Source organism: Turicibacter sp. HGF1, assembly GCF_000191865.1.
GTDB classification, from domain to species: Bacteria; Bacillota_I; Bacilli_A; order MOL361; family Turicibacteraceae; genus Turicibacter; species Turicibacter sanguinis.
Genome location: NZ_AEXQ01000017.1, coordinates 1 through 14,244, shown reverse-complemented (window position 1 = coordinate 14,244; position 14,244 = coordinate 1). Strand labels below are relative to the sequence as shown.

The 14,244-nt window shown below is 35.9% G+C and carries 12 protein-coding genes; 3 read left to right on the top strand and 9 right to left on the bottom strand.

Annotated features, from left to right (window positions below; all coding sequences use genetic code 11):
- Positions 1–7: 7 nt before the first annotated feature.
- The 4 genes from HMPREF9402_RS01935 to HMPREF9402_RS01920 all read right to left on the bottom strand — a co-directional run bounded on the left by HMPREF9402_RS01935 (position 8) and on the right by HMPREF9402_RS01920 (position 5,329).
- Positions 8–1,387 carry a GTP pyrophosphokinase gene (locus HMPREF9402_RS01935; protein WP_006784671.1) on the bottom strand — a complete coding sequence of 460 codons (1,380 nt, stop codon included), beginning with the start codon at positions 1,385–1,387 and terminating at the stop codon, positions 8–10.
- 137 nt (positions 1,388–1,524) lie between these two features.
- Positions 1,525–2,208: a YiiX/YebB-like N1pC/P60 family cysteine hydrolase gene (locus HMPREF9402_RS01930; protein ID WP_006784670.1), complete on the bottom strand. Its 684-nt coding sequence runs from the start codon at positions 2,206–2,208 to the stop codon at positions 1,525–1,527.
- An 83-nt stretch (positions 2,209–2,291) separates the two neighbouring features.
- A complete protein-coding gene (asnB, locus tag HMPREF9402_RS01925; protein WP_009606304.1) occupies positions 2,292–4,136 on the bottom strand; it encodes an asparagine synthase (glutamine-hydrolyzing) in 1,845 nt (614 codons plus the stop codon).
- A 317-nt stretch (positions 4,137–4,453) separates the two neighbouring features.
- Positions 4,454–5,329 carry an SDR family oxidoreductase gene (locus HMPREF9402_RS01920; protein WP_006784668.1) on the bottom strand — a complete coding sequence of 292 codons (876 nt, stop codon included), beginning with the start codon at positions 5,327–5,329 and terminating at the stop codon, positions 4,454–4,456.
- 168 nt (positions 5,330–5,497) lie between these two features.
- Between HMPREF9402_RS01920 and HMPREF9402_RS01915 the strand changes: the two genes are divergently transcribed.
- Positions 5,498–6,409: an FUSC family protein gene (locus tag HMPREF9402_RS01915; protein WP_006784667.1), complete on the top strand. Its 912-nt coding sequence runs from the start codon at positions 5,498–5,500 to the stop codon at positions 6,407–6,409.
- A gap of 190 nt (positions 6,410–6,599) precedes the next feature.
- Here the strand turns inward: HMPREF9402_RS01915 and HMPREF9402_RS01910 are convergent, their stop codons facing one another.
- Together HMPREF9402_RS01910 and HMPREF9402_RS01905 are read right to left on the bottom strand one after the other, a co-directional pair.
- The gene (locus HMPREF9402_RS01910; RefSeq protein ID WP_006784666.1) at positions 6,600–7,181 is read right to left on the bottom strand and encodes a hypothetical protein; all 582 of its coding nucleotides are present in this window, start codon (positions 7,179–7,181) and stop codon (positions 6,600–6,602) included.
- Between the two features lie 212 nt (positions 7,182–7,393).
- Entirely contained in the window at positions 7,394–8,302 is a 909-nt protein-coding gene (locus HMPREF9402_RS01905) for a potassium channel family protein (protein WP_009606307.1), read from the bottom strand.
- 112 nt (positions 8,303–8,414) lie between these two features.
- Between HMPREF9402_RS01905 and HMPREF9402_RS01900 the strand changes: the two genes are divergently transcribed.
- Positions 8,415–9,245, top strand: coding sequence for a Cof-type HAD-IIB family hydrolase (locus HMPREF9402_RS01900; protein WP_006784664.1), 831 nt, complete (start codon positions 8,415–8,417; stop codon positions 9,243–9,245).
- Between the two features lie 22 nt (positions 9,246–9,267).
- Here HMPREF9402_RS01900 and HMPREF9402_RS01895 read toward each other — a convergent pair whose 3' ends face one another.
- The 3 genes from HMPREF9402_RS01895 to HMPREF9402_RS01885 form a co-directional block, all read right to left on the bottom strand.
- Positions 9,268–9,645, bottom strand: a complete 378-nt coding sequence (locus tag HMPREF9402_RS01895; protein WP_006784663.1) for a zinc ribbon domain-containing protein — start codon at positions 9,643–9,645, stop codon at positions 9,268–9,270.
- A 63-nt stretch (positions 9,646–9,708) separates the two neighbouring features.
- Positions 9,709–10,737: a hypothetical protein gene (locus tag HMPREF9402_RS01890; protein WP_009606305.1), complete on the bottom strand. Its 1,029-nt coding sequence runs from the start codon at positions 10,735–10,737 to the stop codon at positions 9,709–9,711.
- Positions 10,738–10,841: 104 nt separating this feature from the next.
- Complete coding sequence (locus HMPREF9402_RS01885) at positions 10,842–12,710, bottom strand: carbohydrate-binding domain-containing protein (protein WP_006784661.1); 1,869 nt, start codon at positions 12,708–12,710, stop codon at positions 10,842–10,844.
- Between the two features lie 289 nt (positions 12,711–12,999).
- Here HMPREF9402_RS01885 and HMPREF9402_RS01880 point away from each other — a divergent pair, with 289 nt between their 5' ends.
- Positions 13,000–14,091 (top strand): peptidoglycan recognition protein family protein, encoded by a 1,092-nt coding sequence (locus HMPREF9402_RS01880; protein WP_083809692.1) that lies wholly within the window; start codon positions 13,000–13,002, stop codon positions 14,089–14,091.
- The last annotated feature ends 153 nt before the right edge of the window (positions 14,092–14,244 follow it).

The window sequence follows — 14,244 nt, the reverse complement described above, 5'->3', positions numbered from 1 at the left end:
TTTTTTTCTATTCTAATGCTTCATTAAATCGGTCACTTAATTCAGTTAATAAGACATCTTGCTGGTCACGCCACTGGTCAATCGTTGTAATTTGTGAGGTAATATCACGTAAGACATCAATCATGACACTCGTAACGTCACTAATACTATCTTCATAAATACATTCAATATCATCTGTTGCAATAATACTGTTAGCTAAGGTTACCATAATTTGTTCCATGATGTCATCACTATGTTCTTCAAGTTGTGAGTAGAGCACTTTTTTAAGACGTGTGACACTCGGTGAGGATTGATAAGCCTGTTCTAAGAAACCAATAAACTTTTCAAAGTCCCCAACATTATCTTGAGGTTCGATTTCAAATAACATAATGAAGAATAAATTCCAATGAAATTCTTTATTCATGACATCAATAAAATAAGGACCTACAATTTTTTGGAATTGTGTTGTATATATCGGATCACGTTCAAACTTGATTGGAACATTGAAATGAACGGTTTGTTTTGAAATTTCGGATAATCGTTCGAGGGCTTTAATTAAGGTAGCTGTGTTTTGATTTAATTCAAATCCACCCGTTGGCGAGAAGGTATATTTCATAATGGTTTGACAGGCCTTTTTGATATTAACATTCATGCCAATCGATGCTTTTATTTTTTTAGCAAAGACATCGTTGCACATCTTCGCTAACATATCTTCAAATCCTTTACGTTGGTAATCTTCATCGGTTTGATTTTGTTCAACATTTCGATAAATAGTTAATAACTGTTTATCGAGTAAAGCCAAGTTATTTTTAATCGAATGCATCATCTCTTTTAATAAGTCATCCACTAGTAGGTAACTATAGTTTTTATAGATGATTTTATGTTCAATTTCTCCCCAAAAGGTATTAACGAGTGATTTGATTTGAAGTTCAAATGGTAAATCCGTATTTGTGTCGGTGATGATGCCATCAATTCGATAAATTTTGAATCCATTTTTTTGTTTTTGTGGTTGTCGACCATCTAAACTCAATTTAACATTTGGATTCATGTCATTGTAGTAATACCCTTCTTCATTTCGGATATTGAAATGTTTTCTGAGAATTTTATAAATTTCACGTTCATCTTGTTCAAAACGGCATTCAATTCTTACCCCTATTAAATCAGATAGATGGTAGATTAAACGAATCGGATCATTATATTTTTTATAGTATCCTTGACGTAAGATTTTTTCTTTTAAACTATCGTGGCTTTTAACACGTGATGTAATGTTTAAATATTCAATATCATATAAGTTAACAATTTGTTCGAACTCTATTTGTAATAAAGTTGAAATAATTTGGAGTTGCTCACTTTTTTTATCCAGTGTAGCCAACGCTTTTTCTATATACTTAAATTCTGCTAATGGCAAGATTAACGCCCCTTCTTTTTTAATACTTCTACCTTATTATTGTACAGGAATACAGCATTCATACAAATGGAAAAATAGTATAAATTTTTAGATTTTCAATAAAAAGCGCGCTAAGGTTAGCGCGTTCATTTGTTATCTTACCATTCTCTTTCCGATGAAAATCCGTATGATTCTACTTCGTATAACAGTTCACTAGCTGCAATATCTTGTGGTGTTACTGTCCGTCCTCCATTACTATCTAAATCAATCCCTACTTCATTAAATATTTTCCAAACAATATCAGAGCAATGCGTGGCACTTAAATCTTTTTTAGAGACAAACACATTATAGTCTAAATTTAAAAACTGTGTTTGGGCAATTTCAACGATTTGGTCCATTAACTCAGGCGTGGCATCTTTTAAACGTAATACTTTAACAGTCGGATAATAATCCCATTTAGAAAGGGGTTGTAGCGTTGAGGTTTCACCATAACCAAGTGATTCAAGGACAAGTCCCGCTTCTGCATCAACCACTACCCCGGCATGACCGTGACGAAAAAGCAAGGTATGACTTGATTTAGAAATTAAGATGTCTCCCTTTTGGACGTCTTGTAATGCATGACAAGGGACTTGATAGGATTCTTCATTAATACATTGTTCTTCAAGTGTAATTAACGTCATAGGATAATCGACAACTTTAAACGCATCCTGTACTTGTCCCATAACGGCTTGATCAGATTCAGAAACTGGAGGTGTATAAGCATTTAATTCAACTAAAAAGTTTAATAAAGTGACGATTAACATGGCCACTGTAAAAGTAATAAAATAGTAGTTTGGTTTCATAAGTGCCTCCAGTATTAGATAAAAAGAGTATTATTTAGTTATTATAACATGAAAATATCCTTTTTATACTTGACGAGTTTGGTTTACTCTATTTTCCAACTTTCGTACCACATTACAAAGGTCATCAACGCCCAAATTTTACGAGCGTGATTGTGTTTCCCGGTTGCATGTTGATCAAGATACCGAAGTGCTGATTTTTGGTTGATTAAATGCTCACACTGAGGGGATAAAATTAAGCGCTTGGCTTCATCATACAGTTCATTCTTGAGCCAGGTCTTTAATGGAACGGGATACCCTTTTTTATTGGCCTCATACACATGAGGTGGAATCATCTCTTTAAACGCTTCTCGCAAAAAAACTTTCGTTTGATTCTGCCCTATCTTTTCATTTGTTGTCAGTTGCTTTGCTAGTTGAAAGACCTTTTGATCAAGAAATGGAACACGTAATTCTAAGGCATGTGCCATCGATAGACGATCTGATTTGACCAAGATATCCCCTCTTAGCCAGGTATGAAGATCAATCATTTGCATTTGAGAGACAGGATCTAAATCTTGAATTTGTTCAAATAGTGGTGCGGTAATGTCTTTAAACGTAAAGTTTTGATCATAAAAATTTAACAACTGTTGTTTTTCACGTTCATTAAAGACAAAGGCATTTCCAACATACCGGTCCTTTAGGGGGATACACCCTCTTTCGATGAAACTCTTCCCTTTTACTCCAGTTGGAATCAAATGAGATAACGTGAGTAAACTTCTTTTCGTATTAGGTGATAAGTAATTAAAGACTTCAAGTGACTTAGGCTCACGATAAATCCGATAACCTCCAAACAGTTCATCTGCCCCCTCACCTGACAAAATGACTTTAACTTGTTTACGCGCTTCTTGAGCGACTAAATAAATGGCTGTTACGGAGGGATCGGCAACCGGGCTATCGAGATAATCAATGACTGTTTTGGTTGCCTCGATAAATTCTTGAGCGGTAATGAATCGGCTGTATAAAGGAATATTTAAAAAATCGGCGGTCTCACGTGCGGCCTCGATTTCACTATATCCCGCTTCGTGAAAGCCAATCGTGAAGGCTTTAATTTTTGGATGATATTGATTAGCACAAGCTGTAATGATAGTCGAATCCACCCCTCCTGATAAGAAGCATCCGACCTCTACATCGCTTTGTAAGTGAGCACGAACAGATTCTTTGATGACGGTTTCTAATTGATGTTTATGTAACGATGAGATTTGATGATGGGGAATTAATTGAATGGTATTATAAGCTTTGATTTCAATCCCTTTATTTCGTTGGTAGGTTAAATAAGTTCCGGGTTCTAATACTTTGACATCTTTCAAACACGTCAAAGGTTCTGGGATATATTGAAAGGTAAAGTAATGCTGTAAAGCAATAAAATCAAGACTAGCCTCAGGTATGGTAGATTGTTTAAAAGGTTTTAGTTCTGACGTTAAAAATAAAACATCATCTTCTACATAATAATACAACGGTTTAATTCCAAATCGATCCCGAACAGCAATCAGCTCTTCTGTTCGTTCATCGTATAAAACGAGTGAAAACATGCCACGTAACTGTGTAATGAATTCTTTTCCAAGTAGGTGATATAAACAAAGAATGACTTCCGCCTCACATTGAGTGTCAAAGGAAAAACCGAGTTTTTCTAATTGATTTCGAAGTTCTTGATAATTATAGATTTCGCCATTGAAGACGAGATGACAGTTATAGTCATCACGATGAAACGGTTGGACCCCCTGTTTTAAATCAATGATGCTTAATCGATTAAATCCAAGAATGAGGTGGTCTTTATAATACAAATCTTGATCATCAGGTCCCCGATGTTTCATTTTTTGTAAAGCCTGATATGAAAAAGCTAAATCATTTACGGTGATTTGCTTTTGTTTTATTAATGCAACTAACCCACACATGACAATCACCTTATCTTTTTAACATTTATGTGACATCATACGGAGAATTGAATGAATAAATGACAATAATCATGAGTTAATATTCTTGGTTTATCGTCACAATTCCTGACAAACGTTCGTTCGTATTTTATTGGGGCGGTGAGAAAAGTTAACCCCTATTCTATCGTTAAGCCCTTTTTAATGGTTTTATCATCTAAAATGTGGAAAAAATCACACTTTTAATGTTCATTTTAAAAAAAAGTATCTTTTTTATCTTCTGAACATTTGTTCGTTTTTTTATCTTGTGAAAATAAAAAAACGATAGATCATCTATCGTTTTAGCAATTGATAATGCTACCACCGTTAATATGAAGCGTGGCACCTGTCATATAAGACGCATCATTTGAGGCTAAGAAGACATAGGCTGCTCCAAATTCAACAGGTTGTCCCATGCGACCAAGAGCTGTATTAGCGCCATGCTGCGAAACTTTTTGTGCATCAAATGACGCTGGGATTAAAGGAGTCCAAATTGGACCTGGTACGACAGCATTAACTCTAATTTTCTTTTTCGCTAGATTTGTCGCTAACGAACGCGTGAAGCTTGTTAAAGCCCCTTTAGTAGAGGAATAATCGATTAAAGTTTCATTCCCTTCATACGCTGTAATGGATGTGGTATTAATGATACAGTCTCCTTCGGTTAAATGAGGTAAAACCGCGCGTGTTAAGTAAAAGGGACCAAAAAAATTGACAGCGAATGTTTTATGTAAGTCTTCATCTTTAATCAGAGTTAAGTCATTTTGAGGATATTGAACTGCAGCATTATTCACTAAAATATTAATTTGATTAAAGGTAGACATCGTTTTTGACACGACGGCTTCACAAAACTTAGGATCGGCGATATCTCCTTGAATTAGCAAACATTCCCCTTGGTGGGCCTCAATGATACGTTTTGTTTCTTCTGCATCTTCTACTTCATCATAGTAAACGATGACGACTTTTGCGCCTTCTTTTGCATAAGCAATTGAAACGGCTCGACCAATTCCAGAATCGCCTCCTGTAATGATGGCTACTTTTTGATCCAATCGCCCACCCGATTTATTATATTCAGGATGTTCAAAAATGGGTTTCGGATCCATTTGCGACTCAATTCCGGGTTGTTTATTTTGAGTTTGAGGTTTAGCAGTGCTTGGAAATGAAGCATCTGGTCTAGTCATATCTCACTGACAGCTCCTTTTTGGTAGTATTTTTTTAATCTTTAGTAGTTTTGTCAAATTTGTATAAACTATGAGAAGAAATAATAAAATTGAATGGAACTTCTCTTGCTTGTCAGTCTTTTGCCATGCTAAACTAATGATGATTTAAAAAATAAAGGGGAACAGCTTATGAGACAGTTAGGTCTAATTAAACGATATATTGGAATGAGGACCTTAAAAACAGGAATCGCCGTTGTCCTGACACTCTACTTAGGACAAACTTTTTTAATTAGCAATGTGTTTTATGCTGTCATTGGGACGATTTTTGCACTGCAAAATACGATGAAAAGTTCATTAGTCGCAGGAAAAAATCGATTGCTCGGAACGGTTATGGGAGCGATCATTGGCTTTTTATTTGCTCAACTTCAATTACATAGTCCACTATTTATCGGTCTAGCCGTTATTATGACGATTGTTTGCTGTAATTCATTTAAAATTAGTTCATCGATTATCATTGCTTCGACGGTTTGTGTTTCTATTTTAATTGGAATTCAAGGTCAAGACCCATTAATCTATTCGATTTTACGCACGACGGATACATCGATTGGAATCATTGTTGGGATTTTTGTGAACTATGTGATTGCGCAACCGAATTACCTAGGAACGCTAACAAAGGAAATTGAAACCATTGAAGACATGACGAAAAACTTAGTAAAAAACATTCTCATTCATCAGGATTTAGACGTCAACTGCTTACATACAGAATTAAGTCGTTTAAATACGATTTATCAGAATTATTGTGCGGATCGACGCTTTGATAAAAATCCCGTTTCTTTAAATCAATTAAAAGTTACGATTGAAGCCTGTCATGATATTTATTTTCATGCCAAATGTATTGCTTGTTTAAGTGTTGAGGAAACCGATTTAACTATTAAAAATCGTTTGCAAATCATTGATTTCTTCCATCATGGTTGTCAAGGAGACGTTCACTTAGAGCAACCTATTGATTCAATCTTTAACTATCATATCGAGAAGATTTTAGAAGAATTGAGATTGTTGACTGTGACAGTTGATGCTTTAACGGACCATTTAAATCAATAAAAAACACACCGTTTAAACGGTGTGTTTTTTATTCCCGCTTACTAAGTATCACAGCAGAGTCTAACAGAACTCCCATCCTAATTTTTTTACAAACTGTTCTGCCACTCTTCTTCACCGTTTAAAGAATGGCGTTTGCCTCACTCAGGTAGCTCATTCTCTCGTTTCTTAAATCGGAGTCATCCCCCGGTGCCTATATTTTGATTTCAAATCGGTTAAAAATACAGTCTTTCCCACAGTTTTGCATTTGCATGGCGAACACTAAGGCTTCTCGTTTTGTTTTAAAACAAGCATAATGACAAATTTCGTGTTCTTTCTCGTGGACCACATATAGACAAATCCAGTAATGCTTTGGATGGTCAACCACATATTCTAAATCATCAATATCTAAGATGACTTCTTCATTATCGAGTCGGTCTAGAGCTGCCTCGGCAAAAAGGTATTTATTCACATCAATATCAGATTCTGTCCATTTGTCCTCAATAATCTGAATCATGTCATTCATTTTTTCAATTAAATCGTGCCCTAAAATCGTCAATTCAAGGACATTCCACGTATATTCTTCATCAATATTTGCATAAATTTTATATAAATCTGCACCGACTTCTGCTAGTTGCTTGTGGCAGTCTTCTACTTGATGATATAGCTGCCGATCAACTAAAATGACAATGTTGTTATTAAAAAGCAAACTGTCACTCGTTTCTAACATTTCCTCAATTTCACTCAGGCAGATTTTGATATTTCGTTTGATTCGAAGCATGGTTTGATCTAACATCGTCTGATCCCCCCTTTTTTACTACTAATATATGACAATCAGCGGGATTGAATAACCCAAAAAGATGAAATTTCGCCTTTTACAGTCAAAAAAACAGAGCTCTATTAGATCTCTGTTTAAGGTGATATTGATAAAATCATTCAAATTTCCCGTTTCATTTAATCATATCCTGAAATCCTCATTGTTTTTGCTTTTTTCCCCTTTTTTTATGATTAGGAATTGCCTTCGTTATCGTTAATTTGATCACGATAAGATAGGATGGTACTTAAAAAGATACTGAGACAAATCACACTAGTTACTGAGATAAGCAATGAGATCGTTTTAGCCGCCATCGTGGTGGGGGTGATATCCCCATATCCAATGGTTGTAAAGGTAATAATGGTGTAATAAAATAAATCAAAATAGTTGTTGGCATTGGAAAAAACAGGTACTTCATGTGGAAGATGACAGACTAAACAGACCATGAGATAGAGATTTAAAATGAGCATTATTAGAATTAAAATCGCAGCGATCATAATTCTTGAAAAAGAAGTTTGCTGTTGTTGAACCGATTTGACGTAGGTTGGATTAATCATCATCGTCATCAAGGTCTTTAAGTTCAAGAAATAGCAAATCCCCATCCCAATCAAGCTAATGGAAATATTTTTAGCAAATTGGTCTGGAAATAGTAATAAGACTAATAAAAACGTGCTAATCATCGTATAACTTAAGATAAAGTCCATTTTAAGATTCTGATTTTCGACACGATAGAAGAAAAGATGAATTTTATTACTTAGTAATAGGACATAACCAATCGCATAGTGAACTAATAAAAAGGCAAAGAGGACAATCCCTCCTTTAATCAGGGGTTCAAAATGGAGGATAGAAGCATCAACTCTAAGATGGCGAAAGATTCCTGTTGCGAGTGACACAAACGTTGAAACCTGTGCAAAAATAATCAATCCACCTTGAACGAAGCGTGTTAATAAAGAGCGTTCAAGAAATAAGAGTCGATACATCCGATTAATCTCTAAAATAAGGTGGCGAATCGTCTTCAAAATGCCAAAATCAAGTGTTCGATGTCGAAAAATTAAAATCGAAATAACAAGAAACGTTAAACTAATTAGTAAAAATTGTCCCATTGAATCTTCTCCTCTCATTAAAAAATACCCTTTTGAGGTTTAATGTGTCCGTTTTACTGAATAATATTTAAAGGAGAATCTAATAAATTTATTTGTAAAGGACGGTAGAATCATGGCGATAAAATTAATTTGTATTGATATGGATGGAACCCTATTAATGGATGATCATCAAGTGAGTGAAGTAGATCAAGCAGCCATTAAAGCGGCTGTTAAGCAAGGTGTTCATGTCGCAATTACAACAGGACGTGTTTATAATTGTGCCAGACTCTATGCCAAAACCATTGGGTTAACGACGCCCATTATTGCCTCAAATGGAGCATTTATTGGGGGAACAAATGGAGAAACCATTTATGAAAATCCGCTATTGATTGAGGATGTCCGTGATTTTTTAGAGATTACGACACAGCATGGGCTTCTCGCCTATTTAACGGCTAACTTTGGACTTATCTCCTTGCAAGAACTACCAGAGACGAATCTTTATAAACAATTGAATAAAATGTTAAAAGAAGACGAACAAATCCAACTAGTTGTCTTATCGAGTTTAGATGAAATCTACGGACACTATGAAGGTCAAATTTTAAAAGGGGTTTGTTTGGCACCTAACCAAGACATTTTAAATGAAGTAAAAGCAGAAATTAAAGCGAAGTGCCCTCATTTAGAAGTTGTTTCATCTTGGAAAAACAACTTTGAAGTCATGAAAAAAGGTAGCTCTAAAGGTGAAGCTGTCAAACAGTTAACCAAGTATTTTAATCTAACACCGGATGAAGTGATGTGTATTGGCGATAGCGAAAATGATTTATCAATGATTCAATTTGCTGGGGTTGGGGTGGCCATGGGCAATGCAACTGAGGATGTTAAACAGGCCGCTCAGTTTATTACCACGTCTAACAAAGAAGGTGGTGTTGCCAACGCTATTGAACACTTTGTGTTAAATCAAAAATAAAAAAGCCAAGATTTCTTGGCTTTTATTGTGGTGTTCCACAGTGAGGACAATAGTCATAAGTTGGATCAATTTGTTTACCACAGTGTTTGCAATGAGTTAAAGCAGAAGACATCTGTGACTGAAGGGGTTCTAAGTCCCAGAATGTCAAACTAGACTGTTCTCCCGCTTCAATGGCCTGTCCTTTTTCTTTATCTATGATGGCAATGGTTTGACAATTTGAACAAACGACATAGTAGGTTGTCTTCCATTTGATCAGTGGAATAAAGAAAAAGTGAAAGACATAAAAGTGTTTAAAAAGTGTCATGGGTACCGTTTGTTGACATCCTTTACAACTGATCGGTGTCAGCGGTCCAATTTCTTGATCTTTTGTTTCAATACCAAAAATTCCTATAAAAAACATGATTCTCACCTATCAATATATCTTTATTCCTTTATTATACCCAACTTATGAACTTCTAGCAAATCACTGTGTTTCAAGGAACGTTTCAATGGTGGCAAATGAGCGAATTGGGATCGAGTGTTCCTTTAAAGTAGTAATGAATTGATTTTCAATTTTAAAGGTTTCAATTGAAAAATTCTCAAGATTTGAAGCATCAAAATAACACAATAGGTCAAATCTCGGAAAATGAAAGTCTTCAGTTATTTCGTTAAGTTCTACTTGAACTTGTGCTGCACTTAAATAGACGAGTGCCGCATTTTGAAGCTGACACTGTGTATAAATTTTATTGAAGCTTGAACAAAGCTCTTCGTATCGCCCAATCAGTTTTTCATAATCAAGGTCTTGTTTTTGATTATCCTGTTGTTTAAGTAAAAATTCCGTGCTTTTAATTAACGCCATACAAGCCAATTGAAGATCACGATTAGAAGTTGTCGTCACAATAAAATCGTATAACTCTAAAAAATGAAGCGGAAGCTTACGCATTTGTTTTAAATCTTCCACCTGTGTTTTAAGACCACGATGAAAGTACGTTTGATTAAAAAAAGCAACACAATCTGATAATTGACAGATAATAGAGGCGGCATGAAGTCTTGATTCACACGTTGAATTTGCCAGGATTAGTTCCCCCATTGTTTTCTTGGCTTTTGTTAGTTGTTGCTTCGCTTTACTTAACATAAATGCTCGATCACTTAAATGTTTATGAAGTTTTAATTGCAAATGCTTCAATCGTCTCTCATCTTCAATCGAGTTTGCATATAAAATTTTTACATCTCCAACACAAGGCGTTAAACGGTCATTAAAGTCTGCAATCTCCTCGACTCGATGCCAGCTCATTGGAAATAAATCATAACCAATATCTTTTATAATAAATGTTTGACTTAATTCATAAGCACGCTCTGTTTTTGGAATAAAATATAAATCTACATCTGACAAGTCATTTGACGTTCCGTTTTCATATGATCCGTAGAGTAATAACAAACTTACATCTTCAGCATATTCTCGTTTAATGGTATTAAGGGCCCATTTAATCACTTGATCATTTTGATAACTCATCGTCTCCCCCTAAATGAATGGCATAAATATCTATAATTTAGTATAGAAATGAGCCGAGGGAGATAGAACAAAAAAGACACAGATTATCTGTGTCTTTTTTGCGATTAATTCATCGGGCGTTGTCCTTTACCACCCATTCCGCCCATACCAGCGGCTCCTCCCATTGAACCTTGAGTTTGCCCAATCGTTGTGATGGTGTTTGAAAGTGTGACACTACCAATTTCTGTTCCACCAGAGTATGAACCTTCAGTATAAATTCCATCTGTTACGACTCCAGAAGACGTTCCTCCACTTGAAACCGTATAGGTTGCACCTGATGTTAAAGCAGGAGTTGAAATGATAATGGATTGTCCTGATTTAGCAGGTGCAAACGTAAAGATATCTTCCCCATTTTCTGACTTAATATTAATCAGCGTTCCTTCAGAGAATGAGGTTCCAATACTTAAAATAGGTTGCGAAGAAGTTGAACTTGGAGTTTGCGCCATCCCAGAACTTCCAGCAGCGACTAATGTTCCACCTTTAATATTGAAAGTTCCATCATAATCAAGAGCACCATTTCCACTATTTGTCGGTCCATTGACAATCACGGTTCCACCATTCATTTCAATGGATCCATTCGCATCTAATCCATCGCCTGATGCATCAACATAAAGTAATCCACCATTTAAATAAATCATTCCATTAGAAGCAGAGAAATTATTTTGACCTGGACGTCCACTAGTAGCCGAGGCATCATTCCCTCCAGCAGCATTGACTCCATCATCCTTTGATACGACATAATAACTTCCATCGTTAACGTTAATGGTTGTGGCTTCTAATCCCTCATATGATTGGGTGATGTTAACCTCTCCCCCATTTAAATTAAGGGTTGTATCAGCATGAATCCCATCATCTCCAGAAGCAATTTCAAAGGTTCCTCCATTAATATTGATTGAATCATTTGAGTGAATCGAATCATCTGATGAGTCAATGGTAAAGGTTCCGCCGTTAATTGTAATATCAACAACTGCTTTGATTCCTTTGGCGCTTGATGAGCTTGTTTCCGTAGTCGTTTGGCTAGCGGGTGCTCCCCATTGCCCCCAAATCATGTTAGTATTTGTTGATGAGCTACTATTCGTACTTCCTCCCCCTGATTGAATATCAAAACTTCCACCATTAATCGTAACGTTTGTTTCCGCTTGAATTCCATCAAGTCCCGCTACAATGTTTAACGTTCCACCATCAATCGTAATATAACCACGTGTTGGATCTTCGGCGTTACTTGATTGTAATCCATCTCCACCGGCATTAATGGTAAGGGTTCCATCTTCAATTTCAATTGAATCTTTTCCTTTTAATCCATCACCGACTGATGTTACGGTGATATTTCCATTTTTAATTTTCAAATCATCTTTGCTGACAATTCCATGATCGTAGTTTGCATTCACCACTAATGATCCTGTTCCTTTAATTTTTAGATCATCTTTACTGAATATTGCAGCATTAGGTTCATTATTGGTTGGATCTTCAAGAACATATGAATCGCTATCAGTGACGATGTTTTCTGTTCCTTCCACTAAGTTAATGATTGCATTTTTAGCATTTTTGACATAAATAGGTGCACTACTTGAGGAAGTAATCTCGACGCCATTTAATACTAGCTCGACATCTAACTCATCTGAACTATCTACAATGATTTGTCCATCAGTTAATGTTCCACTAATGTTATACGTTCCACCTGATGTAATTGTAATGGTATTTCCATCAATGCTCACGCCATTTCCTTCAACCGTTGTTTGATCTTGTTTTAACTGAATCGTCGCATTGGCTGACACTGTTGATTGAGTACTTAAACTTTGTGACGAGCTTGTCTCATCAGTTGCTTGAGTGTTCGTTATTGTATCGTTATTACTGTTTGATTGGCATGCTGATAACCCCATAGTTGCTAAGAAGGCAAGGAAAAGGGTTCCTTTATGTTTGTTATTTAATTTCATTTTGACTGTCTCCCTTCAAATATAAAGCTTTGACGATATTAAGTATAAAAGAGAAGTCTGAAGATAATCTTAAAAAATTTAAAGATGATTACTCCAAAACTTGGGCAACAGCGTATTTATTCAATGAGCGGTTCTTTATCCCTTCCTCTTTGAGGAAGTTAAAATATACTATAATGAGCAAGTTACAAGGAGGTAAATATATATGGCATACACGTACAAAGTCATGCATCTTGATTAAACGCAACACAATCTAAAGTATAAATATGGAACAAGCTTTACCCCAACAGAGATTACCTACCATCAAACCTCAAATAATGCTTCGGCATTAAATGAACGAAACTATTTGAATAATCGAACTGATAATGTGTACATTGGATTTCATATCGTCGTCGATGATCAAATGGCCATTGAATGCTTGCCACTCAATGTTCAAACATGGCATGCTGGAGATGGTTCAACAGGTGCAGGAAATATGAAGTCAATTGGGATTGAAATGGCCTATTCTACAAGTAGCGACATTAGTTTAAGAAATGCAGCCATTGAAAATGGTGCTAAAGTCATTGCATCGTTAATGAAAACTTACAATATTCCAATGGCAAAAGTCTTACCTCATCAAGCACGGAGTGGAAAACATTGCCCACATGATATTCTAGATCGCTATGGGAATGAGGTGTTTAGAGTCTTGATTCAAACAGAATATCAAAAATTAACTGAATCAACCACTACCCCAAGTACGCCCTTAACACCGGTTAATTTTTCGGTTGGAGACAGCGTTGAAGTTTTACAAACTATTTCTGGGTACTCGACATCTTTGGCAACTAAAGCTTCAACTTCTGTTAGTGCTGGAACTTACAAAGTTTATAAAGTAGCTTCTAATGGGCTACATGCTGTTAATATTTCAAAAACAGGGACGGTAGCGGGAGCTTGGGTTAATGCGACTGACCTAAAAAAAAACAATAAAAGTTTAAGTGTTGGGAATCAAGTTCAGTTAAATACGGCTGCCTCAGGTTATAAGGCAGCTACTAGTTCTGTGGCATCGAGCCTTTTGGCTAGTGGGAAGTACATCGTTTTTAAAGTAAGTGACGGAAGTCCCCATTCAATCAATCTTTCGAAATCAGGAATTGCTCCTGGAGCTTGGGTTGATGAAACAAACGTAAGTTTCATTTCAACGCAATCCTTTAACCATGGAGATCAAGTTGAAGTGGTTAAACGAATTAACGGATACGGGACTTCAACGACAACCATCGCCACGACTTCTGTGAATATCGGAACATACTATGTTTATAAATATGTTGAGGGGGCAACCCACGCACTAAACATCTCAAAATCAGCAACAACTCCTGGTTCATGGGTTAATATCAGTGATCTTATGCTCGTTTAATGTTTTAAAAGCGGCACATCCGATGAGGGATGGCCGCTTTTTCTCTTAGATTAAGTTTCACTCACCCTCACTTAATCTTCATCTGCTTTAGTACGATCTTCCCTTTTTTTAAATTTAAATACTTTGCTTATTCATTATTTTCGTTAATAAAAA

What these genes read in the sequence shown, in the direction of transcription:
- HMPREF9402_RS01930 (WP_006784670.1), bottom strand. Translation starts at nt 2,208, where the DNA reads ATGAAACCAAACTACTATTTTATTACTTTTACAGTGGCCATGTTAATC.
- asnB (WP_009606304.1), bottom strand. Translation starts at nt 4,136, where the DNA reads ATGTGTGGGTTAGTTGCATTAATAAAACAAAAGCAAATCACCGTAAAT.
- HMPREF9402_RS01920 (WP_006784668.1), bottom strand. Translation starts at nt 5,329, where the DNA reads ATGACTAGACCAGATGCTTCATTTCCAAGCACTGCTAAACCTCAAACT.
- HMPREF9402_RS01915 (WP_006784667.1), top strand. Translation starts at nt 5,498, where the DNA reads ATGAGACAGTTAGGTCTAATTAAACGATATATTGGAATGAGGACCTTA.
- HMPREF9402_RS01910 (WP_006784666.1), bottom strand. Translation starts at nt 7,181, where the DNA reads ATGTTAGATCAAACCATGCTTCGAATCAAACGAAATATCAAAATCTGC.
- HMPREF9402_RS01905 (WP_009606307.1), bottom strand. Translation starts at nt 8,302, where the DNA reads ATGGGACAATTTTTACTAATTAGTTTAACGTTTCTTGTTATTTCGATT.
- HMPREF9402_RS01900 (WP_006784664.1), top strand. Translation starts at nt 8,415, where the DNA reads ATGGCGATAAAATTAATTTGTATTGATATGGATGGAACCCTATTAATG.
- HMPREF9402_RS01895 (WP_006784663.1), bottom strand. Translation starts at nt 9,645, where the DNA reads ATGTTTTTTATAGGAATTTTTGGTATTGAAACAAAAGATCAAGAAATT.
- HMPREF9402_RS01890 (WP_009606305.1), bottom strand. Translation starts at nt 10,737, where the DNA reads ATGAGTTATCAAAATGATCAAGTGATTAAATGGGCCCTTAATACCATT.
- HMPREF9402_RS01885 (WP_006784661.1), bottom strand. Translation starts at nt 12,710, where the DNA reads ATGAAATTAAATAACAAACATAAAGGAACCCTTTTCCTTGCCTTCTTA.